Annotated in this window: 21 protein-coding genes; 10 read left to right on the plus strand and 11 right to left on the minus strand. The window is 65.8% G+C overall.

The annotated features are described in order from the left end of the window. Window positions 1–42: 42 nt before the first annotated feature. Both RBB42_RS14170 and RBB42_RS14175 read right to left on the minus strand, forming a co-directional pair. Window positions 43–1,842, minus strand: a complete 1,800-nt coding sequence (locus RBB42_RS14170; protein WP_305971348.1) for an NAD(P)/FAD-dependent oxidoreductase — start codon at window positions 1,840–1,842, stop codon at window positions 43–45. Between the two features lie 157 nt (window positions 1,843–1,999). Further along, window positions 2,000–3,739 carry a sigma-54-dependent Fis family transcriptional regulator gene (locus tag RBB42_RS14175; RefSeq protein ID WP_305971347.1) on the minus strand — a complete coding sequence of 580 codons (1,740 nt, stop codon included), beginning with the start codon at window positions 3,737–3,739 and terminating at the stop codon, window positions 2,000–2,002. A gap of 196 nt (window positions 3,740–3,935) precedes the next feature. On the opposite strand from RBB42_RS14175, the gene RBB42_RS14180 reads away from it, so the two are divergent. Together RBB42_RS14180 and RBB42_RS14185 are read left to right on the plus strand one after the other, a co-directional pair. Beyond that, window positions 3,936–5,609, plus strand: coding sequence for a thiamine pyrophosphate-binding protein (locus RBB42_RS14180; RefSeq protein ID WP_305971346.1), 1,674 nt, complete (start codon window positions 3,936–3,938; stop codon window positions 5,607–5,609). Between the two features lie 133 nt (window positions 5,610–5,742). After that, window positions 5,743–6,324, plus strand: a complete 582-nt coding sequence (locus RBB42_RS14185) for a VOC family protein (RefSeq protein WP_305971358.1) — start codon at window positions 5,743–5,745, stop codon at window positions 6,322–6,324. Between the two features lie 289 nt (window positions 6,325–6,613). On the opposite strand, the gene RBB42_RS14190 is transcribed toward RBB42_RS14185, so the two are convergent. The 4 genes from RBB42_RS14190 to RBB42_RS14205 form a co-directional block, all read right to left on the minus strand. Continuing rightward, window positions 6,614–7,117 (minus strand): MarR family winged helix-turn-helix transcriptional regulator, encoded by a 504-nt coding sequence (locus RBB42_RS14190; RefSeq protein ID WP_305971345.1) that lies wholly within the window; start codon window positions 7,115–7,117, stop codon window positions 6,614–6,616. Then, the gene (locus RBB42_RS14195) at window positions 7,114–7,323 is read right to left on the minus strand and encodes a DUF2783 domain-containing protein (RefSeq protein WP_305971344.1); all 210 of its coding nucleotides are present in this window, start codon (window positions 7,321–7,323) and stop codon (window positions 7,114–7,116) included. The genes RBB42_RS14190 and RBB42_RS14195 overlap by 4 nt, the downstream gene beginning before the upstream one ends. Window positions 7,324–7,326: 3 nt before the next feature. Beyond that, window positions 7,327–8,949 carry an FAD-dependent oxidoreductase gene (locus RBB42_RS14200; protein WP_305971343.1) on the minus strand — a complete coding sequence of 541 codons (1,623 nt, stop codon included), beginning with the start codon at window positions 8,947–8,949 and terminating at the stop codon, window positions 7,327–7,329. A gap of 92 nt (window positions 8,950–9,041) precedes the next feature. After that, on the minus strand, window positions 9,042–9,992 hold the full coding sequence (locus RBB42_RS14205; RefSeq protein WP_305971342.1) for an MBL fold metallo-hydrolase: 951 nt from the start codon (window positions 9,990–9,992) through the stop codon (window positions 9,042–9,044). A gap of 56 nt (window positions 9,993–10,048) precedes the next feature. On the opposite strand from RBB42_RS14205, the gene RBB42_RS14210 reads away from it, so the two are divergent. Continuing rightward, on the plus strand, window positions 10,049–10,612 hold the full coding sequence (locus tag RBB42_RS14210) for a DUF2585 family protein (protein ID WP_305971341.1): 564 nt from the start codon (window positions 10,049–10,051) through the stop codon (window positions 10,610–10,612). 2 nt (window positions 10,613–10,614) lie between these two features. On the opposite strand, the gene fahA is transcribed toward RBB42_RS14210, so the two are convergent. Then, window positions 10,615–11,880, minus strand: a complete 1,266-nt coding sequence (gene fahA, locus RBB42_RS14215) for a fumarylacetoacetase (RefSeq protein ID WP_305971340.1) — start codon at window positions 11,878–11,880, stop codon at window positions 10,615–10,617. Between the two features lie 93 nt (window positions 11,881–11,973). Next, window positions 11,974–13,326: a homogentisate 1,2-dioxygenase gene (hmgA, locus tag RBB42_RS14220; RefSeq protein WP_305971339.1), complete on the minus strand. Its 1,353-nt coding sequence runs from the start codon at window positions 13,324–13,326 to the stop codon at window positions 11,974–11,976. 147 nt (window positions 13,327–13,473) lie between these two features. Here hmgA and maiA (RBB42_RS14225) point away from each other — a divergent pair, with 147 nt between their 5' ends. Together maiA (RBB42_RS14225) and RBB42_RS14230 are read left to right on the plus strand one after the other, a co-directional pair. Next, window positions 13,474–14,091: a maleylacetoacetate isomerase gene (gene maiA, locus RBB42_RS14225; RefSeq protein ID WP_305971338.1), complete on the plus strand. Its 618-nt coding sequence runs from the start codon at window positions 13,474–13,476 to the stop codon at window positions 14,089–14,091. A 266-nt stretch (window positions 14,092–14,357) separates the two neighbouring features. Beyond that, window positions 14,358–17,612 (plus strand): trypsin-like peptidase domain-containing protein, encoded by a 3,255-nt coding sequence (locus RBB42_RS14230; protein WP_305971337.1) that lies wholly within the window; start codon window positions 14,358–14,360, stop codon window positions 17,610–17,612. 31 nt (window positions 17,613–17,643) lie between these two features. On the opposite strand, the gene RBB42_RS14235 is transcribed toward RBB42_RS14230, so the two are convergent. The 3 genes from RBB42_RS14235 to RBB42_RS14245 all read right to left on the minus strand — a co-directional run bounded on the left by RBB42_RS14235 (window position 17,644) and on the right by RBB42_RS14245 (window position 18,666). Continuing rightward, window positions 17,644–17,835, minus strand: coding sequence for a hypothetical protein (locus tag RBB42_RS14235; protein WP_305971336.1), 192 nt, complete (start codon window positions 17,833–17,835; stop codon window positions 17,644–17,646). 53 nt (window positions 17,836–17,888) lie between these two features. After that, window positions 17,889–18,074, minus strand: a complete 186-nt coding sequence (locus RBB42_RS14240; RefSeq protein WP_305971335.1) for a hypothetical protein — start codon at window positions 18,072–18,074, stop codon at window positions 17,889–17,891. 127 nt (window positions 18,075–18,201) lie between these two features. Beyond that, window positions 18,202–18,666 (minus strand): MarR family winged helix-turn-helix transcriptional regulator, encoded by a 465-nt coding sequence (locus tag RBB42_RS14245; protein WP_305971334.1) that lies wholly within the window; start codon window positions 18,664–18,666, stop codon window positions 18,202–18,204. A 183-nt stretch (window positions 18,667–18,849) separates the two neighbouring features. On the opposite strand from RBB42_RS14245, the gene RBB42_RS14250 reads away from it, so the two are divergent. From RBB42_RS14250 to RBB42_RS14270, 5 genes are read left to right on the plus strand one after another with little or no spacing between them, the layout of a single operon-like run. Continuing rightward, window positions 18,850–20,061 (plus strand): 3-hydroxybenzoate 6-monooxygenase, encoded by a 1,212-nt coding sequence (locus tag RBB42_RS14250; RefSeq protein ID WP_305971333.1) that lies wholly within the window; start codon window positions 18,850–18,852, stop codon window positions 20,059–20,061. A gap of 20 nt (window positions 20,062–20,081) precedes the next feature. After that, window positions 20,082–20,783 carry a fumarylacetoacetate hydrolase family protein gene (locus RBB42_RS14255; RefSeq protein WP_305971332.1) on the plus strand — a complete coding sequence of 234 codons (702 nt, stop codon included), beginning with the start codon at window positions 20,082–20,084 and terminating at the stop codon, window positions 20,781–20,783. Next, window positions 20,774–21,418, plus strand: a complete 645-nt coding sequence (maiA, locus tag RBB42_RS14260; protein ID WP_305971331.1) for a maleylacetoacetate isomerase — start codon at window positions 20,774–20,776, stop codon at window positions 21,416–21,418. Before RBB42_RS14255 ends, maiA (RBB42_RS14260) begins: the two co-directional genes overlap by 10 nt. Before the next feature lie 24 nt (window positions 21,419–21,442). After that, the gene (locus RBB42_RS14265) at window positions 21,443–22,516 is read left to right on the plus strand and encodes a cupin domain-containing protein (protein ID WP_305971330.1); all 1,074 of its coding nucleotides are present in this window, start codon (window positions 21,443–21,445) and stop codon (window positions 22,514–22,516) included. Further along, window positions 22,513–23,100: a maleylpyruvate isomerase N-terminal domain-containing protein gene (locus tag RBB42_RS14270; RefSeq protein ID WP_305971329.1), complete on the plus strand. Its 588-nt coding sequence runs from the start codon at window positions 22,513–22,515 to the stop codon at window positions 23,098–23,100. The genes RBB42_RS14265 and RBB42_RS14270 overlap by 4 nt, the downstream gene beginning before the upstream one ends. The last annotated feature ends 39 nt before the right edge of the window (window positions 23,101–23,139 follow it).

The following is a 23,139-nucleotide window of genomic DNA, read 5'->3' on the forward strand; positions in this document are numbered from 1 at the left end:
AAGGGAAAACGGCGGACCGGGATTGCCCGGTCCGCCTTGGCGTCAGCTCAGGTGGTGGACTTCCTGCAACCCGTAGACGGGCGTCGGGATGCCTTCCATCCGGGCCTTGATCTGCAGCGCAAGGTACTGCGAATAGTGGCGCGACTGGTGCAGGTTGCCGCCATGCATCCACAGCCCCTCGACCTGCGTCGGCTTCCACATGTTGCGCTGTTCGCCCTCCCATGGGCCCGGATCCTTGGTGGTGTCCGAGCCGAGACCCCAGCACTTGCCAAGCTGATCGGCCTTGTCCTGACCCATCAGGTCCGCGACCCAGCCGTTCATCGAGTTGTAGCCGGTGGCATAGACCACGAGATCCGCGTCCAGGTGCGTGCCATCGTCGAGGATCACGCCTGTCTCGTCCAGTTCGACAACCTGTCCACGCTTCAGCTTGATCTCGCCGTCGATGATCAGCTGGCTGGCGCCGATGTCGATGTAATAGCCCGAGCCGCGCCGCAGGTACTTCATGAACAGACCCGATCCGTCATCGCCCCAGTCCAGCCAGAAGCCGGCCTTTTCCAGCCCCTCGTAGAAGTCCGCGTCGCGTTTCTTCATCTCTTCGTAGGCCGGGATCTGGAATTCATGCATGATCCGGTAGGGCAGCGAGGCAAATATCAGGTCCGCCTTTTCCGTGGTCATGCCATTGGCGACCGCCTCTTCCGAGTAGAGCGCGCCAAGCCCCACCTCCATCAGCGTGTCGGACTTCACGATATGGGTCGAGGACCGCTGAACCATCGTCACGTCCGCGTCGTGTTCCCAGAGCGCGGCGCAGATGTCATGGGCCGAGTTGTTCGAACCGACCACGACGACCTTCTTGCCGATCCACTGGTCGGGGCCCTCATGTTCCGAGGAGTGCTGCTGCACACCCTTGAACCTGTCCATGCCGGGAAACTCGGGCATCCGCTTCTTGCCCGACATGCCGGTCGCCATGATAAGCTGTTTCGGCTTCAGCACCACTTCCTCGCCGTCGCGGTCGACGGTGACGGTCCATTCCTTGGTCTCGTCGTCCCAGGTCGCGGATTGGGCGGTGGTGCGGGTCCAGTAGTTCAACTCCATCACCTTGGTGTAGAACTCCAGCCAGTCGCCGATCTTGTCCTTGGGGCTGAACACGGGCCAGTTGTCGGGGAACTTGATGTAGGGCAGGTGATCGTACCAGACCGGGTCATGCAGGCAGAGCGACTTGTACCGCTTGCGCCAGCTGTCGCCGGGGCGATCGTTGCGTTCCACGATGATCGTCGGCACGCCAAGCTGACGCAGGCGCGCGCCCATCGCGATGCCGCCCTGTCCGCCGCCGATGATCAGGCAATAGGGCTGGGTCGCATAACCCAGTTCCGCCTCTTCCTTCTCGCGCTCTTCCTTCCAGGTCGTCCGGTTCTTGCTGGCACCGTGCTTGGCCCCCATCGGCCGATTGAAGCCTTTCGGTTCCTCGTGGCCTTTCAGTTCGGCCATCGTTGTCAGCAGAGTCCAGATCCTGCCATCCCTGAGCCGCATCAGGCCGTAGCCCCGCGCAACCTCGGTCTCGAACTCGATCCAGGCGGTGGTGACGCCGTCCGCTTCGGTCGGCAGCTCCCCCTCTGCCAGTTTCCAACCCGAGGGCTTGGTCGTCGCCAACTGGTGGCGCAGCATGTCGGCCACGCCGTCCTTGCCCTCGACCGTCTTGAGGTTCCAGGTAAAGCTGACCAGGTCACGCCAGTAGCAGTCGTCCTGGAACAGCGCCGTCGCGGCCTCGATATCGCCATTCTCCAGCGCGGCGCCGAACGCGTCCAGCATTGCCTGCGTCTGGTCCGTCAATGTCGTGTCGAGCATGATTTCCTCCCATTGCCCAAACTTGGATGGCGGCAGTCTGGGCGAAACCCGTCGATCCGATCCAGCGTCGGGGCGGGGATTGCGGCCTCGTGGATGAAATTTCAGCCCGGCCCGTTGCGCGCGCAACGTCGCGCAACACCACCGTTGCAACCGGCCATCATGCCGGCGGCGTCAATCCCGACTTTCGCACACGGCGCAGCACGGTCGAGCGGTTCACGCCCATGCGCCGGGCTGCCCGAGCCATGTTCCAGCCACAGGCATCCAGAATCGCTTCGAGGTCATCTTCGGGCGTCGGCGGCGTGATCCGGGCGGGCAGGTCCGGCAGATCCACGACCTCCCCGTCGCAGAGCGAGACCGCCGTATCCAGCGTCGACTGCAGTTCACGGATATTGCCCGGCCAGTCGCGTCCGGCCAGTTCCGCGCGGGCCGCCGGCGAAAGCTGCAGCTCTCCCGCGGTGCGCCGTCGCAAGAGCCGCTCGATCAGCCAATCCACGTCGCTGCGCAGGCGCAGGGGCGGCAGATCCAGTACGGCGCCAACGGTTCGGAAATGCAGATCCTCGCGCAGACCGGTCGCGCCGGGGACGGTCACCTGCCGGTCGCGGGCAGAGGCGATCACGCGCAGGTCCTCGCGCCGGTCCAGAAGCGTCAGCAGAGCGCCCTGCGCCGCTTCGTCCAGGTCCTCGACGCCTTTCAGGAACAGCGTCCCGGCCTTGGCCTCTTCGAGAGCAACAACGGTTTCGGGACGCAACCCGGCGCAGCGCAGGGCGTGGAAGCCGCGCGGCGGTCCTCCGGCGACATGGATGGCGCGCGCCAGCGTTTCCTTGCCCGTGCCGGTTTCGCCCAAAAGCAGCACCGGCATCTTGCCTGATGCCAGCCGGGCGGCCTTTTGCAGAAGCGCCTGCATCGCCGGGTCCTGTCCGGCCAGACCGGCAAAACATTCCGGCGTCTGCGGTGGTGCGTTGCGCATTGGGCGGCGCACGGTCTGCGGCGCGATGGCATGGCCGAACAGCCCGCGCCCGTCGCGCAGGTGCAGCACCCGGTCCTCTGTCGGGCGCCCGCGCATCAAGTCCGGCAGATCGTCGACGCCAAGGTGCAGCAGACTGTCGATGCGCTGACCGATCAGGCTGTCCGTGCCCTCGGGCGCAAGGCAGGCCTGCGCGCCATGCGTCATGCCGACGATGCGCCCCGACCCGTCGAGCGCCACGGCGGCTTCGGGATCGACCTCCAGAAACTCGGGCGAGGTGGAGAACCGCAGCACCCAGTCGCTGCGCGTCATGGCCATCAGGTTTGCCATCTCGATCCGCCGGGCAGAGGCCCGGACAAGGTTCATTGCAAGGTTCTGGCTGGATTTCGGGCTGGGCGAGCGCAGAAGGGAGATATCCAATACTGCCGTCAGTTGTCCGCAGGTGTCGTAGATCGGGGCCGAGGTACAGGACAGCGGCGTATGCGCCAGGCCAAAGTGATCGCCCTGGTGAATGGTCACCGCCTCGCCCGTCACGATGCATGACCCCACACCGCAGGTGCCGGCCAGGTCCTCGGACCAGTCCGAGCCCAGCGTCAGCCCGGCCCGGCGCAGGTCGTCCTCGAACCTGGGATCGCCAAAGAAGTCGACGCAGACACCCTTGGCGTCGGCCAGCAGAAGTACGTAGTTCTGTCCGGCCACCTGCCGGAACAGCGCCCGCAGTCCTGACCGCGCCGTGGCCACTAGCCGCTCGGCCTGTTCGCGGTGTTCGCGCAGTTGCGACGCGGGCACGATATGGGCCGGATCGGGCCGGGTCGGGTCCATGCCATAGGTTTCGATGCAGCGGCGCCAACTGTCGGCCACCAGCGCGTCGCGTCCCGTTTCCTGACCGCGCAAGACCCTGTCGATTTCCGTCACATGCTCCAGATCGCTCATGGTTCTCCTCCCCAGGATTGCCGGGCAGTCTAGCAATGCGGGGGCGGCGGATCACCCGTTTTCCCCGCCGCGCGCGCCGACGGAGCACCGACCAAAGTCGCAGGCCATTGACATCCGGGGCCGGTTCTAGAGGTGTGTGCACCTAGACGGGTGTCGCCTCGGCAGGGGCGCAAGCGCCGCGAAAGAGGGATGGACGATGACACGACATGGCGGACAATTGCTGGTGGACAGCCTGGTGGCGCTGGGCGCGACGCGGGCTTTCGGTGTTCCGGGCGAAAGCTATCTGGCGGTGCTGGACGGGCTGCATGATACGGCAGGCAGGCTGGACTTCGTCAATTGCCGAAACGAGGGCGGCGCCGCCTTTATGGCTGCCGCCTGGGGCAAGCTGACCGGTCAGCCCGGCATCTGCATGGTCACGCGCGGGCCGGGCGCCACCAATGCCTCGATCGGGGTGCACACCGCGATGCAGGACAGCTCGCCAATGATCATGCTCGTGGGCCAGATCGGCACCGACATGCGCGGGCGCGAGGCCTTCCAGGAGGTGGATTACCGTGCGGTCTACGGCACGATGGTCAAATGGGCGGTCGAGATCGACAATGTCGACCGCATCCCCGAGATCCTCGCCCGGGCCTGGAAGACCGCCACGACCGGGCGGCCCGGCCCCGTCGTCATCGCATTGCCCGAGGACATGTTGAGCAGCCGGACAGAGGCCGCGCCGCTGGCCGGTCCTGCCGAATATCCCGAACCGATGCCCGCGCCGCAGACCGTGCAGAAGGCGCGGGCGATCCTGGCCGAGGCAAAGCGGCCGCTGATCCTGTATGGCGGCTGCAACTGGACGCGTTCGGGCTCGGAGGCCCTGCAGAGATTTGCGGAAGGCTCGGACATTCCGGTGGTCTCGGTCTTCCGCTACCAGGACATGTTCGACAATTTCTCTCGCTGTTTCTGCGGTGAGGCCGGGGTGGGCATGACGCCGGGCGTGCGCAAGCTGATCACCGAGGCGGACGTGATCCTGGCGGTGAACAACCGTTTCGGCGAGAATTCCACCGATGCCTGGACCCTGCTCGAGGTGCCGGTGCCGCATCAGCGGTTGATCCATGTGCACGGGTCCGACCTGGAACTGGGCAAGGTCTACCAGCCCGAACTGGGTATTCACTGCGGCCCCAACGCCTTTGCCGAGGCGCTGGCGGAGGCGCCGGTGAGCGGCGACTGGGCCGACTGGCGGTCCGATGCCCGCGCCACATGGGAGGCCGGTTTCGAGCTGGGCGATCTGCCCAGCCCGGTGGACATGGGCAAGGTCAGCGCGCACCTGCGCGATCTGTTGCCAGACGATGCGATCCTGACCAACGGCGCAGGGAACTTCGCGGTCTGGCCGAACAAGTTCTACAAGTTCGGGCCTGACGCGCGCCTGTTGGCGCCGCAGTCGGGGGCGATGGGCTATGGCGTTCCGGCGGCCATTGCCGCCAAGCTGAACGATCCCGCGCGCACGGTTGTGTGTTTCGCGGGTGATGGCGACTTCCAGATGAATTGCCAGGAACTGGCCACCGCCACCCAATACGGCGCGCAGCCCATCATCCTGATCCTTAACAACGGGATCTACGGAACGATCCGCGCCCACCAGGAACGTCACTATCCCACCCGGGTGTCGGGGACGGACATGGCTGTGAACCCGGATTTCAGCGCATTGGCGCGGGCCTACGGTTTTCATGGCGAACGGGTCGAAAGGACCGAGGATTTCGCGGCTGCCTTCGACCGGGCGCTTGCCTCGCCGTCGGGCGCGGTGCTGGATCTGAACATCTCCCCCGAGGCGCTGACCCCGCGGGTCAGCCTGACGCAGATGCGCGAGGCGGCGCTGAAGGCGGGCAAGGGCTGAGGCCCCGCACAGACTTGGTGCGCCGGTTGAGGGTTTGAAACCGGCGCCTCTTGCCCCATCCTTGGATCAAGCGGGGCCGCATTTGCGGCCCGGTGGTCCAGAGCGGGGAGGAAACATGAGCCAACCAGACGAGATCCGCAAGATCCAGACGCAGGGTGTCCATCACATCACCCTGACCGGCGCCGACAGGCAGACGTCCATCGATTTCTGGGAGGGCGTTCTGGGCATGCCTTTCATCTTTGACCAGCCGAACCTCGACGACCCGGACGAGGGGCACCTCTATTTCGACCCGGGCGACGGGCGGCTGATCACCATCTTCACCAACGAGAGCCGCACCCCCGATCCGGCACGCACGCCGACCGAACCGGGCTGCGTGCATCACCTCGCCTTCAATGTCAGCCAGGCGAGCTTCTGGCAGGCGGCGAAGCGGTTGGAGGCGCGAGGGATCAAGCATTCCGGCCCCAAGGATCGCGGGTTCATGGACTCGATCTATTTCACCGATCCGATGGGCCTTCTGATCGAACTGGCCAGCTACCGGTTCGAGCCGCCCGAGGGCTGCCGCCATGCCGACGTGATGATCGAGGCGCACCGCATCCGCGTGGCGCGCGGCGACCACCACATCGACCGTGAGCACCTGGCCGATGCCATCGAACTGCTGGTCGAACGGCGCCACCAATCCTTGTCCGCCGATCGCGCGGCGAAGAACCCGTACTGAAGAGGCGCGCGACCGCATCGGGGGAGGGCGTCCGCCCTTTGCTCCTCCGGCGGGACCCTGGCCAGGTTGACGCCGATTCAGCCCGCTGATGGGGTTGATGCCGCTGATTTTCTCGGCCATGCACCGGGCGGGCACCTCGTCGTCCCATATGCTCATCTCGGTCGAGTCGTTGGACTGGACCGCCTGTTCCCCAAAATGTCCTTGGCCCTGCCGCCGAGGTTGAGTCCGCATTTCTTGAGATTCGCGACCAGGTGGCGACGTTGAACGAACCCGGTGGAAAGCCCGCCCTTCAGGACGTGTGAAGGGGGCGGGCCGCCATCGCCTCTGCCAAGGCCGCAAGCCCCCGTTCCAGCGCGGCCCGGTCCTCGGTGGACATGGCGCGCAGGATATCGTCCGAGCGTGCCTCGACCTGGGGCAGCACCTCGTCGAACAGCGCGCGGCCCTGTTCGGTGCAGGCGTAAAGGCGCAGGCGCCGGTCGTCCGGCGCGACGGCGCGGGTGATCAACCCCTTGTCCTCCAGCCGTTGCGAGGCGCGGCTGACCTGGACCTTGTCGAGCGTCGAGCGGCGGCCAAGCTCCAGCGATGTCACCTGGTCCTCACCGGCCAGGAGGTACAAGAGCCGCCATTCCTCGCGGCTGAGGCCGAACCGGCGTCCGTAGACCTCGACCAGGTTCCGAGAGAACCCTTCGGCGGCGACCGCGAGGCGATAGGGGAAAAAGCCCTCCAACTCCGTTCCCGGGACGGGCACGGCGTCTGCCGCCGCGCTCTGCCGATCTGCCGCCGCGCCGGTCATGCGGTGGCCTCTTCCGCGGGCTTTGCGGCGGCTTGCAAGGCCGCGTTCAGAACGTCGATGTTTCCGATCTGGTTGGCCAGGATCAGGATCAGGCGGGCATTCAGCGCCGCGCTTTCGTCATCCGACAGCCCGTCATGCGCGGCGATCAGCGCGGCATAGAAATCGTCGGGACGGTCGAGGTTCGGGGTCAGGGTCAGATCGGCCATGTCTCACTCCAGTCCGATGGCGCGGCGCAGGGCGGCGCCGGTGGCGGTTTCGTCGAAGTTTTCCCAGCGCGTGGCGACATGCTGATCGGGGCGGATCAGGTAGACGCCCGACTTGGCCTCTCCCAGGTAACGCTCCGCCAGCGCGCCGCTGGCGTCATCACTGGCCGAGAGGGCGAGGCGGGTTACAGGCACGCCAGCCTCTTCCAGCGCATCTGGCGCTTCGGCGTCGATGGTCAGCAGGGTGAAGGTCCCGCCGAGGTGGTCCAGCAGGAACCCGCCCTTGAGCGGCGCATCGGGGCAGGGGCTGCCAACCCTGGTCCGGGCGGGGCCACCGGGCAGGGCGTCCGGCCCGTTCAGCGGCCCGCCATCGTAGACGCAGGGCACTGACAGGCGGCCCGAGTTCACCAGCGGCCGGGCGAATTCATATTGTTCCGCCAGGTCCAGCACCGCGTTGCGGAACATGTGGCTGACCTTGGACTTGGGGGTGATGAAATCGGTGGATCGGGTGGAATTCAGGATGTTTTCATCGGCGCCGTGGATGCGTTCCCAGTCGTAGCTGTCCAGCAGGCTGTCGGGCGCCTTGCCGTCGATGACCATGCCCAGCTTCCAGCCGAGATTGTCCACGTCCTGCATGCCGCTGTTGGCGCCACGCGCGCCGAAGGGCGAGACCTGGTGCGCCGCGTCCCCGGCAAAGATCACCCGCCCATGCCGGAATTTCTTCATCCGCCGGCACTGGAAGGTATAGATCGAGGTCCAGACGATCTCGTATTCGACATCGCCCAGCATGGCGTCCAGCCGGGCGCGCACGTTTTCTTCTTGCAACTCCTTCTTGCGATCCACGTCCCAGCCGATCTGGAAATCGACCCGCCAGACGCCATCGGGCTGCTTGTGCAAGAGGGTGGAGGCACCGGACTTGAAGTATGGTTCGAACCAGAACCAGCGTTCGGTCGGGAAATCATCGTTCACCATCTTGATGTCGGCGATCAGGAAACTGTCCTCGAAGACACGGCCCTCGAAATCCAGCCCCATCATGCCGCGCAGGGGCGAGGAGGCGCCGTCGCAACCGATCAGCCAGTCGGCCTCGATGGTATAGGGACCGTCGGGGGTGGTGATCTCCAGCGTGACGTGATCGTCGTGCACGGTGACATTGTCGACCCGGTTCTTGCCGCGCAGCTCGATCGGTGCACCGGCGGCCTGCGCCTCGCGGACACGTTCGACGATGAAGCGCTCGAAATAGGGCTGTTGCAGGTTGATGAAGGCCGGGAACTTGTGGCCTTCCTCTGGCAGGAGGTTGAACTCGAACACCTTGCGGTCATCGTGAAAGACCTTGCCGAGGTTCCAGACCACGCCCTTGTCCAGCATCGGCTGACCACAGCCGTAGCGGTCGGCGATTTCCAGGCTGCGCTTGGCGAAACAGATGGCGCGGCTGCCCTGTCCGATGCCCTCGTGATCGTCAAGAACGACAACCGGGATGCCCTGCAGGCCAAGGTCCAGCGCCGTCGCGACCCCGATGGGGCCGCCGCCCATGACCACCACCGGATGACGGACCGGCGTTGCCGCGTCCTGGTCGGTGGAGCGTTCGTAGGGGTAGAGCTTGAAGGCGAGTTGATAGCGGTCGTGGATCATGTCGGTTCCTCCTTGTCCGACGGGCAGATGGGTCAATGACCCATCCAACGCATGGGGTGGCAGACGGGCGCGCCATGCACGCCCGTCGCCGCTCAGCCTTGCAGCGCGCTCCACATTTCCTTGTCGCGTTCCGCCGTCCAGACACGGGGCGTGTCGATGCCGCGGGCCTCGTCGTAGGCGCGGGCAACGTTGAACGGCAGGCAGTGTTCGTAGATCGCGTAGTCCTTGAACTTGGGGTCGCATTCGGCGCGCACCGCGTCCCAGGCCTCTTTCAGCGAACCGCCCCGGCCCACGACCTTTTCCACCGGCTTGTAGGTCGAACGGACGAAATCCTCGGTCGCTGCGATGGCCTTGGCGACCATCTCCGGTCCGACCAGCGCGTCGCCCCGGCCCGGCGCAATCGCCTGCGGCTCGAACGCGGCGATATTGGCGAGCGTTTCGCCCCAGTCGTTGAAATGGCCATCGCCGCAGTAGCAGGCCGAGTGGTATTCGACGATGTCGCCGGTGAACATGACCTCTTGGTCGGGCACCCAGATCACCGCGTCACCGGCGGTATGCGCGCGGCCAAGGTGCATGATGTCCACACGGCGGTTTCCGAGGTAGACGGTCATCGAGTCCGAGAAGGTGGTGGTGGGCCAGGTCAGGCCGGGGATTTCCTCGTGCCCCTGGAACAGGCGGGGGAAGCGGTCGAACTCGCTGTCCCAGTCCTCCTGCCCGCGTTCGGCCACCATCGAGCGGGCCACGTCGGACATGATGATTTCCCGCGCACCATAGGCCGAGGCGCCCAGAACGCGGACCGCGTGGTAATGGGTCAGCACGAGGTGGGAAATCGGCTTGTCGGTGACTTCGCGGACGTGTTCGATCACCTTGCGGGCCAGGCGCGGCGTGGCCTGCGCCTCGACGATCATCACGCTGTCGTCCCCGATGATGACGCCGGTGTTGGGATCGCCCTCGGCGGTAAAGGCGTAGAGCCCCTCGCCAACCTGGGTGAACGAGGTATTCTTCTCTTCCATGTCTCCGGCGGATGCAAAGGCTTTGGTCATTGGTTCCCTCTCATGTCTCTGGACGCACTTGCGTCTTTGTGATTCCATCTCGGGTCATGAGCAACGCCCAGCGACCCGTCCTGATATTTCTTTTCGTGACCACCCTCATGGCGGCCACGCTGTTCCTGATGGGGCGCGATCCGATCTGTCCCTGCGGGTATGTGTCCCTCTGGACAGGGCCGGACGCCGCGCCGCGCGAGGGCAGCCAGCACCTCTTCGATCTCTACTCGCCCAGCCACCTGATCCACGGTCTGATCTTCTACGGTGTCTTGGCACTGGTCGCCCGCCGTCTCAGCCTGAACCTGCGGCTGGGGATCGCGCTGGTGGTCGAGGCGGGCTGGGAGATCCTCGAAAACACGCCGATGGTGATCGAACGCTATCGCGCGGTGACGGTGTCCCTGGATTACAACGGCGACAGCATCATCAACTCGGTCTTCGACGTGATCGCGATGGTCGTGGGGTTCTACCTTGCCCGATGGATCCCGATCTGGGCCAGCGTTCTGGTGGCGCTGGGGTTCGAGGTGCTGACCATCGCGTTGATCCGCGATGGTCTGGCCCTGAACATCCTGATGCTGTTCTGGCCCACCGAGGCGGTGCTCCAGTGGCAGCAGGGCGGCTGACATCAGCCCCGGCCCTGGTAAGGATCGTCGAGCGCCGGCAGCACCTTGCCGGTGCATTCCCCGAACCCGATGCGATAGCCGTCCCCCAGGGCCGCGCCGCGCAGGGTCAGCGTGTCGCCATCTTCAAGGAAGCTGCGTGTTTCGCCGGTCTCCAGCGTGATCGGCTCCTTGCCGCCCCAGGCCAGTTCCAGCAGCGCGCCGCGCGCGTCCTTGTCCGGGCCGGAAATCGTGCCGGACCCCAGCAGATCACCCACGGACATGGGGCAGCCGGAGGTCGTGTGATGGGCCAGTTGCTGCGCCGAAGAGTAATACATCTCGCGATAGTTGGTCCGCGCGATGACCGTCTCGGGTTTGCCTTCGGGCGCAAGGCCCACTTCCAGCTGGATGTCATAGAGCATCGGGCCGGGTTCACGCAGGTAGGGCAGCAACTCGCGCTCACGCTCGGGGGTCGAGGTGCGGAACGGCTCCAGCGCCGCCTTGGGTACGATCCAGGGACTGATCGTGGTGGCCGTCGCCTTGGCCTGGAAGGGGCCGAGCGGCTGATATTCCCAGGCCTGGATGTCGCGGGCCGACCAGTCGTTCAGCAGGACATAGCCAAAGATCATCTCGTCGGCTTCGCCCACCGTCACCGGCCCTTCGGAGTCCTGGCCCACGATGGCGCCCATCTCCAGCTCCAGGTCAAACCGTTTGCAGGGCGCAAAGACCGGCAACTCGGCATCCGGTGCCTTGAGCTGACCCCAGGGCCGCCGCACATCGGTGCCGGACACCACGACCGAGGACGCCCGCCCGTTGTAGCCGATGGGGATCGACAACCAGTTCGGCGGCAGCGCGTTTTCCGCCCCTCGGAACATGGTCCCGACATTTGTGGCGTGGTTCTTCGAGGCGTAGAAATCGGTATATTCGCTGACCGCGAAGGGCATCAGCATCTCGGCCCCCGCTTGCGGGACAAGGAAGGCTGCCAGCCCTCCAGCATCCGGCGCACCCTCGGCCAGCATTTCGGTCACGGTTTCGCGGAAGGCAGCCCAGGCGGCGGGGCCCAGCGCCATGAACTCGGTCCAGTCACCGAAGAAGAAGACCTCCTCCTCGGCATCCAGCGAGAGCAGGCCCTCGGCCTCCAGCGCGGTGACGTCGAGGATCTTCTCGCCGATGGCGATACCGCAATGGGCCTCGCCGTCCGCCGCGCGGAAACTGCCGCAGGGCAGGTTGTTGAGCGGGAAATCCGTGTCGGGGGAGTTGGCTGACTCCACCCAGGAGCGTTTCAGGGGCATATGGTGTCCTGTTCGTTCGAGGTGTGGCGGGGCAAGCCCGACCTTGCGCTGGTGTCGCGGCTTGTGTTGCAGGGCTGGGGGCAGATACCCCCCTTACTTTTTACCCGGAGTGCCGTCGAATTTCTTTTCCAGGCTGTCCCAGCAGTCGATGTAATCGTCCTGCAGCGGCGCCTCTTTCCCGGCGAACTGGGTCAGGTGCTGCGGAAAGCGGGTTTCGAACATGAAGGACATGGTGTTGTCTAGTTTCTCGGGCCCGAGGTTGGAATTCGAGGCGCCTTCGAATGCGTTCCGGTCCGGACCGTGGGGCAGCATCATGTTGTGCAGGCTCATGCCACCGGGGACAAAACCCTGCGGCTTGGCGTCGTACTGGCCGTAGATGTTGCCCATCAGCTCGGACATGATGTTCTTGTGGTACCAGGGCGGGCGGAAGGTGTTTTCCGCCACCATCCAGCGCTCGCGGAACAGCACGAAGTCGATGTTCGCGGTCCCCGGCACGCCCGAAGGCGCGGTCAGAACGGTAAAGATCGAGGGGTCGGGGTGGTCGAAGAGGATCGCGCCGACAGGGCAATAGGTGCGCAGGTCGTACTTGTAGGGCGCGTAGTTGCCGTGCCAGGCGACCACGTCCAGCGGGCTTTGCGGGATCTTGGTCTCGTGGAACTGGCCGCACCACTTGACGGTCAGGGTCGAGGGCACCTCGCGGTCTTCGAAGGCCGCCACGGGCGCCTTGAAGTCGCGCGGGTTGGCCAGGCAGTTGGCGCCGATCGGCCCGCGGCCCGGCAGCTCGAACTTCTGGCCGTAGTTTTCGCAGACGAAGCCGCGGCAGGGACCTTCGAGCACTTCGACACGGTAGACGAGCCCGCGCGGGATGATGGCGATTTCCTTGGGCTCTATGTCGATCACGCCCAGTTCGGTGGCAAAGCGCAGCTTGCCTTCCTGCGGCACCACCAGAAGCTCGCTGTCGGCGGAGAAGAAATAGGCATCCTGCATCGACTCGGTGACGAGGTAGATATGACTGGCCATGCCGACCTGCGTGTTCACGTCGCCGGCGGTGGTCATGGTGCGCATGCCGGTCAGCCATGTCAGCCCGTCCTGCGTCGGCACCGGGTCCCAGCGGTATTGGCCCAGGCTGATGACATCCGGATCGACGTTCGGCGCGCTCTTCCAGTAGGGCAGGTCGATCTTGGTGTAGCGGGCCGAATGCTTGACCGAGGGGCGGATGCGATAGGTCCAGGTCCGCTCTGGCGGATTTGCGGTAAAGGCCGTGCCGGACAGCTGTTCACCGTAGAGGCCATAGTTGCATTTCTGCGGGCTGTTCATGCCCTGCGGCAGCGCGTCGGGCAGGGCCTCTGTCTCGAAATCGTTGGCCCAGCCGGGCATGTAGCCGTCATGCGTGCCGGTCGTGCCGGTGGCGCGGATCATGCCTTGCGGCAGTTCGTGGCGGGTCATGTCGTACCTCCCTGGTGCGGTGAGAGCCGGATTCGGTCTTGCCGCCAATATTTGTTGCATCTGCAATGATGTCAAGTTAATCGTTGCGAATGATACCAATCCGGCAGAGCCTTGCCGTGGTCCCCGATCCCTTGAGGGAGGTTTCCCATGATCCGACTGTTCGATTACTGGCGCTCGACGGCCAGCTACCGCGTGCGCATCGCGCTGGGCCTTGCCGGGCTGGAGTGGGAGAGCCTGCCGGTTGACCTGGTCGAAGGGGCGCAGCGCGCGGATGAGCACCTAGAGCGGAACCCGCAAGGACTGGTGCCGGTACTGGAAATCGACGGACTTAGGCTGACGCAATCGCTGTCCATCCTCGAGTATCTCGACGAGACACGGGGTTTGGGCCTCTTGCCCGAAGACGCGGGCGCGCGGGCAAGGGTGCGCGGGCTGGCGCAGGCTATCGCGATGGAGATTCACGCGGTCTGCAACCTGCGCGTGGCGAAACATGCGGTGGCCCGATCCAATGGCGGGATCACGATGGAAAGCTGGATGCAGGCCTTCATCGGTCCGGGGCTGGCCGCGGTGGAAGAAATGCTGGACGGAGGGGGTACATGCTTGGGCCAGGACCTCACGCTGGCCGACGTCTGTCTGATCCCGCAACTCTACAACGCACATCGCTGGGGGGTTCCCCTCGATGATCTGCCAAAGATCCGGCGGGTCGAGGCGGCGCTGTCCGATCATCCTGCCTTTGCCGCCGCCCATCCGGACCGCGTGGCGCATTAGGTCCTGGTGGCCCGGTCCGAGATCAGTGCCCCTGCGCGCATCATGAGATACTGCCGCGCCAGGTTCTGGCGCGGTTCCTGTGAACGGCGATCCTGATCCACAGCTTTGTCGGGGAGTATTTTCTGCGCAACCGCATGGCCGATTGGAGAAAGCCATTGGCGACCGCACCCTCCTGAGCCGCTGACACGGCGGGTCGACCGACCCCGCGCTTTCCTCTACCGTCCTGACCAAAGTGTTTGGTTCAGGGCATCGAGAGGAGCAGGCGCATGTCGCGACTCCGGCGGATTCGGGGTGCGGGTCTGGTTTTTGCAGGGGCGGTCGGACTTTGTGGCGCCGCTTTGGCGCAGGGGTTGCCGCTGTTCGACGGGGCGGACTTCGATCGTCTGGTCATGCAGGTGCCCGAACGGGACCGTGATCGGATCGAGGCCAGCGGCGCCAAGCCGATCCTCCGCTACACGGCGCCCACCGTAATCCGTCGCGCCGGGCGGGCCGTGGGGCAGGTCCGGGTGGCGGTCGAGACCGAGGCCGGGCCGGCGGTCGTGGCCTGCACGGGTGTCCTGATTGCCGAGAACCTGGTGCTGACGGCCTTTCGATGTGTGCCGGGCGTTCTGGCCGAGCCGGACCTTGCCGCGCGGGGGCCAAAGCGGATCACGGGGGTGGATTTCGTCACCGGCTTTGACGCGCCTCGGGTTGAGGAGCAGGGGCAGCGGGTCGCGCTTGATCCCCAGCCCCTGGAGGCAGATGCGGATCTGGGGTTTGCGGTGCTGCGGGCGGATGGGCGTCCGGGGGCACGGGGCGCCATGCTTGGGCTCGATCCGCCGGTTCCGACGGAAGGGATGCCGCTGACAATCCTTGGCCACCCCTTCGGAATGTCGAAACAGGTGGTCCGCGAGGGCTGTGCCCTGCGTGGGGCCGTCACCGAGGGCGGTCGGCTGACGTATGGTTGCGCGACCTTTTCCGGACACGCCGGGTCGCCCGTTCTGGACGGCGATGGGCGGATGATCGGCCTGCACCTGCAGGAAGAGCCGCGTGCGACCGGCGGGCGCGGCGTCACGACCGCCGCCATGCTGGACGCCTCCGGTTTCCTGCGCGCGGTGGCCGCGGGAGAGGACTGTGATGGCCGGGCCGCCCTGCGCTGCGGATCCGGGACCGCTGCGGGTCCCAAGCCTGTTGTAGCTGCCGAAGCCGCAGAACCCACGCCTCTCCCGGATCCGGCCAAGCCCCCCGATGTCGAGAGCGTGGAGCCTGACGAAGCACGCGAAGACCCGGTCGATGTTTTCCCGGTGGGACTCGGACCGGATGGTCCGGCGGTCTTCGGTGTTGCGCTACCCTATCTGCCGCCGGGAACCGGGGTCGAACTGTTGACCGGACCGCTGGGCGATCTGGACGGTTCCGGGGGCCTGTTGGCCGCCGGTCAGGGGATTGCCGCAACACTCACAGACATCGGTGCGGGGCACTCCGCACTCTCCCTCTGGCGGTTGGAGGATGGTGCTTTGCTGGCCCGACGATTCCTGCCGAAGGGTGTCCGGGCGCTTGCACTCAGCCGGGATGGCGGGCGTCTCGCCTTGGCGCGGGACGGTGAGATCGAGGTCCAGGACCTGCCGCTGATGGAGGTCACGGGGCGCTTTCCTTCCGAAGGCTCCGGCGAAGTCACGCACATGGCGCTGTCCGCGGATGGCGCGCGTCTGGCCTTGGCCCAAGGCGATGCGGTCTCGCTCTGGCAGGTATCGGATGGGGCGCTCCTGTGGACCACGACGGCAGGGGAGGGGCCTGTCGGGGCGGTGACCTTCAACGCAGAGGGGGACATACTGGCCCTGGCGGGGGCGGAGACTGTCAGTCTGCACAAGGTCACGGATGGCGCGGTCTTGCAGCGAATGCAGACCGCGATGCCCGTCGACAGGCTGACTTTCCTTCCCGACGGCGATCTGGTGGGGGGGACTCCCAAGGGGCGTGGGTATCGTTGGAACGTCTCCAGCGGTCAGGTGGCCGGACGGATCGGTGGCGCAGGCGGGGCGACCCTGTTGGGACCGGTCGGCCCGGATGGGCTTGCCATGCAGGATCGCGTCAGCGGCGAGGTTCGGATTTACGGGCCGGAGGGCACTGTTCGGAACAGGCTCGCCGGTCGGCGGTTTGGCCTCGCGGTCCTTGAGCCCGGCGGCGCCCGGCTGTTCGGCCATGTGGCCAAACCGCAGCCCGCTGCGGTGCTTGCAGACCTGGTAACGGGGCAGTTCCTGCGCCAGACGCCGCACCAGGCCGACGCGATCACGACACTGGCCTTCAGTCCCGACAGCACGCGCCTGGCGCTGGGCGGATCTGAAGGTGTGCCGCTGCAGGTCTGGGCCTGGGAGGACGGGCAGGTCACCTTTCGTGCGGACGAGGATCAGGGGCCCGCGGCCTCGGCGTGGCAACCGAATGGGGCCGGGCTGGCCGCGGAAGGTCCGAACGGCCAGCCCCTTCAGTTGGTGGATTTCGGCGGCGAGACCCGGACTGTTGACCTGCCCGGAGATGTCCACGCTTTGCGGTTTGATCCGACGGGCGCCTATCTGGCGCGGAGCGATGCGCGGAACCGGCTCACCTTGCTGGACGCGGCCAACGGCGCGGTGTTGCTGGAGATCGCGGGGGAACATGTGTCTTTCTCACGCGATGGTCAGGTTCTGGCCGTGGCGCGAAATACGCCGAAACCGGAGATCGCCCTGATCGACCCGGGCACGGGTGAACGTGGTCAGCTCTTTCAGATGCCGTTTGCCCGGGTCGGTCCACTGGGCTTTCGCGGCGCATCACAAGAGGTGGTGGCGGTGGTGCAGGGGCGGAGTGTCGCGGCGCCCTGGATGCTTGCCCTGTGGAACGTCGAGGACGGCAGCTTGGTCCGCCGCTTTGGCCAGCTGGACAGCCCTCCGCGCGCGATGGCCGTCAGCCCGGACGGGCGCTTCGTCGCCGTGGCAGCGGAAGGCAGCCCTGAGGTCCTGTTGTGGGACATGTCGGTAGGGCGTTTCCTCTGGCGGCTGGAGACGGGCGGCGCCGAGGTTCGGGCACTGGATTTCACCCCTGACGGCTTGCGGATTGCAGCCGCTCTGGCACCGGGGGGCGTGGTGCTTTGGGACATGATCGATGGCCAGGTCAAGGCGCGGCTGGCGGTCTATCCCGACGGGACGGCGGCGCAGGTTGGCGCAACGCTTTTCCTGTCCGACCCGGCCATGCTGGACCGCGCCGCGGTGCGTCTGCCCGACGGCACCTTTCTGCCCGCTCGCCAGGTGCTGCGGGAGGGGTTGCCCGATTTCGTGCCTGCGGATCTGCCGCTGGCGGAACAGGTTCAGGTCCTGCTGGGTCGACTGCGCGAAGGGGACGAGGATGCGCGGCTGTTGCTGGTCGACGGGCGGGCGCTGGCCTTTGACCTAGAGTTCCGCAAGGAGATGCAGCGCCAGCTCAAGGCCGGGGAGTTTTACACCGGCCCCATAGATGGAGACATCGGCCGGGGCAGCCGACGCGCGCTGCAATTGTTTGCGATCGAAGGGGTGGACTAGGAAGGGGCCAAGCGCCTGTCAGTTGCCAGCCTCAGGCCTTCGCATCCGGCCCCTCCCGGCGCAGGTTGCGCCTGTCCGCGAAGATGAGGCGCCCGGTCAGTTCCGACCGGGCCACCCGGCGCACCTGTTCGGCCCTGCGCAGGATCGCGTCATCCTGTTGCCAATCGGCAAAGGCTCCGGCGTCATGCAGCAGGGCCATGACTTCATCATAGAGATCGTCCATATACGCCCCCGGGTTCAGCCCTTCAACGCTGGCCGGTCCAGGTGAAGACCGGGTTAAAACGTATGGATCGGGGCGGGCGCCTGCGCTTCGGCAAAGCCGTGCGCCGCGGCCAGGGGCAGGGCCGAGGCGCGCAGTTCCTGCGCCAGTGCGCGCAGGGATTTCGCTGTCTCGTAAAAGCCTTGCGCCTCGCAATTGGTGGCCGACTGGATTGCGCGTTCGATGAGATCTTTGGGGTACATATTTTGCTTCCTTACCGCTCGATTTTTTTCATCAAAATGACATTTTCCCCTTAATGAGGCGTTAATCTGGATGACGTCCCGGTAAAAAAGACCGCGAATGATCGGCGGGTGTCCGGCGCACGGCGGGTCAGTCCTCTGGCGCGGCCTTCCGGGCCAGTTCCAGGAAGACGCGGTGCTCGGCTTCGGTGAGGCCGGGCAGGATTTCGGTCTGCAATGCAGTGACTACGGGCAGCGCGCGGCGGAACAAACCCGCCCCCTCTGGTGTCAATGTCACTTCACGGGCGCGGCGGTCCCGCCGGGACACCTGCCGCCTGACCCAGCCTTTCTGTTCGAGCCGGTCGATGACGCCGCCGATTGTGGCGCGATCGTAGGCGATACGCGCGCCGATGGTGGCCTGGTCGATCCCGGGATCGTCATGCACCGCCTTCATTGCGGCGAACTGGACCGGTGTCAGTTCCAGCCCGGCAGCCCGGGTCCGGGTGTGAAAGACATGGGTCGAGGCCTGGTGCAAGCGGCGGATCAGATGCCCCGACAGGGAGTCCAGCGACGCATCCTCCGCGTCTTCTCGATCCGGTGTGCTTGCATCCATCATTCTGGTTCCCTTGGGCGCGCCGGGGCGCCCATTCCTATTTTTGTAAGTGTACGGATCTTTTTCTTGACGTGCAATGCTCAGTATGCAAATCATATGTCTACATATCAAATGCCCGATTCCGGGGAATGATAGGGGGGCGCACCCAGCCAAGGGCGGACCTGCGGAGGAGAAAGGACCAGAGCCATGAATGATCTTCCCATCATCATTGCCGGCGGCGGCATCGGCGGCCTTGCGGCGGCTTGCGGGCTGGCCCGCAAGGGACAGCACAGCATCGTCGTCGAGCAGGCCTCGCAACTTGGCGAAATCGGCGCCGGCATCCAGATCGGCCCGAACGCCTTTCACTGTTTCGACTACCTGGGGGTCGGGGATCAGGCGCGGTCCAAGGCGGTCTACATCGATGCGCTGCGCCTGATGGACGCCCAGACCGCCGAGGACATCACCCGAATTCCGCTGGATGAGCCCTTTCGCAAGTTCTACGGCAACCCCTATGCCGTGGTGCACCGTGCCGACCTGCATGGCGTCCTGCTGAAATTTTGCGAGGAAAGCCCGCTGATCGACCTGCGCACGGATCACAAGGTGCTGGGCTACGAACAGGACGGCACCAGCGTCACCCTGTTGCTGGACGGGCGCGATCCCATCAAGGGGCGTGTCCTGATCGGCGCCGAGGGCCTGCGCTCTCCGATCCGGTCGCAGATGATCGGCGATGGTGAACCGCGGATTTCCGGGCACACCACCTATCGCAGCGTCATTCCGACGGAACAGATGCCCGAGGACCTGCGCTGGAACGCGGCGACGCTCTGGGCCGGGCCCAAGTGCCATATAGTGCATTACCCGTTGAAAGGCTGGAAGGTCTTCAACCTTGTCGTCACCTACCACCGCGACGTGCAGGAGGCGATTGCGGGCAAACCTGTCAGCAAGGAAGAGGTCGCGCAGGGGTTCGAACATGTCCATCCCAAGGCGCGGCAGGTGATCGAACACGGCAACGACTGGAAGCTCTGGGTGCTTTGTGACCGCGATCCGATTTCCAATTGGGTCGACGGGCGCGTGGCCCTTCTGGGCGATGCAGCCCACCCGATGCTGCAATATTTCGCGCAAGGCGCCTGCATGGCGATGGAGGACGCCGTGGCGCTGTCCCATTGCATCGAGCATTTCGGGCAGGACACCGAGGACGCGCTGCAACGCTACCAGGAGATGCGCAAGGTCCGCACCGCCCGCGTCCAGATGAACTCGCGCCTGATCGGGGAATACATCTATCACCCCGGCGATGCGCAGGCCGCGGTGCGCAATTCGGTCATGCGTTCGATGAGCGCGGACGACTGGTACAGGCAGCTGAACTGGCTCTACGGCTCGAATGGGCTGGACACGGGCGCGGCGAAACCCGCCGCCGCCGAATGACTTGAGGAAGGATCACCTTCATGGGCTTTGTCTTTGAACCTGCCGTCACCCCCAGCGTTGCCGTTGCCGACAGCGACGACCGCATCCCAGTGCGCCGCATCTTCTGCATCGGGCGCAACTATGCCGCCCATGCGCGCGAGATGGGCAAGGACCCGGATCGCGATCCGCCCTTCTTCTTCCTGAAACCCGCCGATGCTGTGGTCGAGGATGGCGCGACGATCCCCTATCCGCCGCAGACCGACAATTTCCATTTCGAGGCCGAACTGGTGGCCGTGATCGGCACCGGGGGCGTGGACATTCCCGAGGATAGGGCGCTGGATCAAGTCTGGGGCTATGGCGTCGGCAATGATCTGACCCGCCGCGACCTGCAACTGAAGGCGCGCGAACAGGGCCGCCCGTGGGATCTGGGCAAGGGGTTCGACAATTCGGCCCCCATCGCGCCGATCCATCCCGTCTCTGCCGTGGGTCATCCCTCCAAAGGGGCGATCAAGCTGACCGTCAACGGCGAGGTCAAGCAGGATGCAGACCTGCGCGAACTGATCTGGTCGGTGCCTGAGATGATCTCGATCCTGTCGCAGTCCTTCGCGCTGAAGCCGGGCGACCTGATCATGACCGGCACACCCGCCGGCGTCGGTCCCTTGCGGCCCGGTGACACCTGCGTGGTCGAGGTCGAGGGTCTTGGCACCTGCACAACCCATATCGGCCCCCGGGCATGCGCCTGAAGCTGCACAACTTCTTTCGCTCATCGACGTCGACGCGGCTGCGCGCCGCTTTGAACCTCAAGGGGTTGCAGTATGACTACCTTGCCTACGTCCTGCGCAAGGGCGAGACACAGACGCCGGAGTACCTGGCCAGGAACCCGCAAGGCCTGGTGCCGTCGTTGGAACTGGAGGACGGAACCACCCTGATCCAGTCGCTGGCCATCATCGAGTGGCTGGAGGACGCGCATCCCGACCCCGCGCTATTGCCCGGCGATCCGCTGGGACGGGCGCGGGTGCGCGGCCTTGCCTACATGATCGCCTGCGAGATCCACCCGCTGAACAACCTGCGGGTCCTGTTCCGCCTGCGCGACCAGTTCGGCGCCGATGAAGAGGCGCAGAAAGCATGGTTCACGCACTGGGTCTGCACCACTTTCGACGCGCTCGAAGAGGCGTTGCAGGATGCGCAGACCGGCCGGTACTGTCATGGCGATACACCGGGGCTGGCCGATCTTTGCCTCTATGCGCAGGTCTGGAACAATCGGCGCTTTGCGATCCCGGTCGAGGACTGGCCGACCATCGCGCGGATCTTCGCGGATCTCGACGCGCTGCCCGCCTTCCGCGACGCGGCCCCGCCCAATCAGCCCGACGCGGCCTGACAGGCTTTTCTGAGGAGGAGACAAATGGACAATGCCATGCAACCCGAGGACACGCCGGAGCTGCGCGCGCTGTACCAGGGGTTCAAGGACAATCACCTGAACCCGCTGTGGACGCAGACCGGCGACCTGATGCCCCAGCACCCCAGGCCCAAGGCCGTGCCCCATGTCTGGCGCTGGGCCGACCTGCTGCCACTGGCCGAAAGGTCGGGCGAGCTGGTGCCCGTGGGCCGTGGCGGCGAACGTCGCGCCATCGGCCTCGCCAATCCCGGGCTCGGCGGGCGGGCCTATGTCTCACCGACGCTTTGGGCCGCGATCCAGTACCTGTGCCCCGGGGAAAACGCGCCCGAGCATCGCCACGCCCAGAATGCCTTTCGCTTCGTGGTCGAGGGCGAAGGGGTCTGGACCGTGGTCGACGGTGACCCGGTGCGGATGTCGCGCGGCGATCTGCTGTTGACGCCGGGTTGGCGGTTCCACGGGCACCATAACGTCGCGACCGAGCCGATGGCCTGGATCGACGGGCTGGACATTCCCTTCAGCCAGCAGATGGACGTTGGTTTCTTCGAGTTCGGCTCGGAACGGGTCACCGACAACGCCACGCCGAATTATTCCCAGAGCGAACGCCTGTGGTGCCACCCGGGCCTGCGGCCGCTGTCGCAACTGCAGGATACCGTCGCCTCGCCCATCGGTGCCTACCGCTGGGAATTCACCGATCAGGCGCTGACCCAGCAATTGCTGCTGGAGGACGAGGGCATGCCCGCAACGGTCGAACAGGGGCACGCGGCGATCCGCTTTGTCAACCCGACCACCGGCGGCGACGTCATGCCCACGATCCGCTGCGAGTTCCACCGCTTGCGCGCCGGAGCCGAAACGCCGGAACGGCGCGAGGTCGGCTCGACCGTGTTCCAGGTCTTCGAGGGCCGGGGCGCCGTCGTCATGGGGGGCGAGACCTACACTCTGGAAAAAGGCGACATGTTCGTGATCCCGTCCTGGGTTCCCTGGTCGCTGCAGGCGGAAACGCAGTTCGACCTGTTCCGCTTTTCGGATGCGCCGATCATGGAACGTCTGAACTTCATGCGAACGGCGGTCGAAGGGCAATGAGCCTGACGGCTGAGGAGCAGGCAGCGCGTGAGGCCCTGCGCGCGCGGCAGGGGGCAGGGGCGCGCTATGATGCGGCCTCGGCCCCGGCGGAGGATCTGCTGCTGGCCCGACGCGGTACGGCCTATTTCGCACGCAAGCTGGCCGAGCTGTCGGATTCCGACCTGGATGCGCCTTCGTTGCGCGGAGGTGTCCGGCGCCGGGCGCTGATTGCCGAGGTGGGCTATCACGCCCGGGCGCTGGCGCAGCAGGTGGGTGCGCTGCGGGCCGGGGGCACCGTTCAGCAGGTATCGCCAGCGGCCTACCGTGCGGGGATCGCCCAGGGGGCAACCCTGCCTGCGCGCGCGCTGCGCAGCCTGGTGCATCACGCGGCGATCCATCTTGACGTCGAATGGCGCGACCTGACCGATGCAGGCTGGACGCTGTCGGTTCCCCTGCAAGCCGGAGCGGTCATGCCATTGCGCCAGACACCCCGCCTGCGTGCGCGGGTGGTGTGGCAGGCCGCGCTGGACCTGGGCAATGGTGGGCGGCTGGCCGATGTGCCTGTCGAGCTGCGTTCCGACCTGGCATCGCCGGCTGGCCACTGACCCGCTGCACGGATGATCGCCAATGAATTGGGCAGCGGC

It is taken from the genome of Mameliella sp. MMSF_3455 (genome assembly GCF_030733205.1).
Classification (GTDB): Bacteria; Pseudomonadota; Alphaproteobacteria; order Rhodobacterales; family Rhodobacteraceae; genus Antarctobacter.

Coding starts and splice junctions, on each gene's coding strand:
- fahA (WP_305971340.1), bottom strand. CDS start 11,880: ATGCCCCTGAAACGCTCCTGGGTGGAGTCAGCCAACTCCCCCGACACG.
- RBB42_RS14255 (WP_305971332.1), top strand. CDS start 20,082: ATGGGCTTTGTCTTTGAACCTGCCGTCACCCCCAGCGTTGCCGTTGCC.
- RBB42_RS14170 (WP_305971348.1), bottom strand. CDS start 1,842: ATGCTCGACACGACATTGACGGACCAGACGCAGGCAATGCTGGACGCG.
- RBB42_RS14270 (WP_305971329.1), top strand. CDS start 22,513: ATGAGCCTGACGGCTGAGGAGCAGGCAGCGCGTGAGGCCCTGCGCGCG.
- RBB42_RS14175 (WP_305971347.1), bottom strand. CDS start 3,739: ATGAGCGATCTGGAGCATGTGACGGAAATCGACAGGGTCTTGCGCGGT.
- RBB42_RS14180 (WP_305971346.1), top strand. CDS start 3,936: ATGACACGACATGGCGGACAATTGCTGGTGGACAGCCTGGTGGCGCTG.
- RBB42_RS14195 (WP_305971344.1), bottom strand. CDS start 7,323: ATGGCCGATCTGACCCTGACCCCGAACCTCGACCGTCCCGACGATTTC.
- RBB42_RS14265 (WP_305971330.1), top strand. CDS start 21,443: ATGGACAATGCCATGCAACCCGAGGACACGCCGGAGCTGCGCGCGCTG.
- maiA (WP_305971338.1), top strand. CDS start 13,474: ATGATCCGACTGTTCGATTACTGGCGCTCGACGGCCAGCTACCGCGTG.
- RBB42_RS14230 (WP_305971337.1), top strand. CDS start 14,358: ATGTCGCGACTCCGGCGGATTCGGGGTGCGGGTCTGGTTTTTGCAGGG.
- RBB42_RS14250 (WP_305971333.1), top strand. CDS start 18,850: ATGAATGATCTTCCCATCATCATTGCCGGCGGCGGCATCGGCGGCCTT.
- maiA (WP_305971331.1), top strand. CDS start 20,774: ATGCGCCTGAAGCTGCACAACTTCTTTCGCTCATCGACGTCGACGCGG.
- RBB42_RS14210 (WP_305971341.1), top strand. CDS start 10,049: ATGAGCAACGCCCAGCGACCCGTCCTGATATTTCTTTTCGTGACCACC.
- RBB42_RS14205 (WP_305971342.1), bottom strand. CDS start 9,992: ATGACCAAAGCCTTTGCATCCGCCGGAGACATGGAAGAGAAGAATACC.
- RBB42_RS14245 (WP_305971334.1), bottom strand. CDS start 18,666: ATGATGGATGCAAGCACACCGGATCGAGAAGACGCGGAGGATGCGTCG.
- RBB42_RS14190 (WP_305971345.1), bottom strand. CDS start 7,117: ATGACCGGCGCGGCGGCAGATCGGCAGAGCGCGGCGGCAGACGCCGTG.
- RBB42_RS14200 (WP_305971343.1), bottom strand. CDS start 8,949: ATGATCCACGACCGCTATCAACTCGCCTTCAAGCTCTACCCCTACGAA.
- RBB42_RS14240 (WP_305971335.1), bottom strand. CDS start 18,074: ATGTACCCCAAAGATCTCATCGAACGCGCAATCCAGTCGGCCACCAAT.
- RBB42_RS14235 (WP_305971336.1), bottom strand. CDS start 17,835: ATGGACGATCTCTATGATGAAGTCATGGCCCTGCTGCATGACGCCGGA.
- hmgA (WP_305971339.1), bottom strand. CDS start 13,326: ATGACCCGCCACGAACTGCCGCAAGGCATGATCCGCGCCACCGGCACG.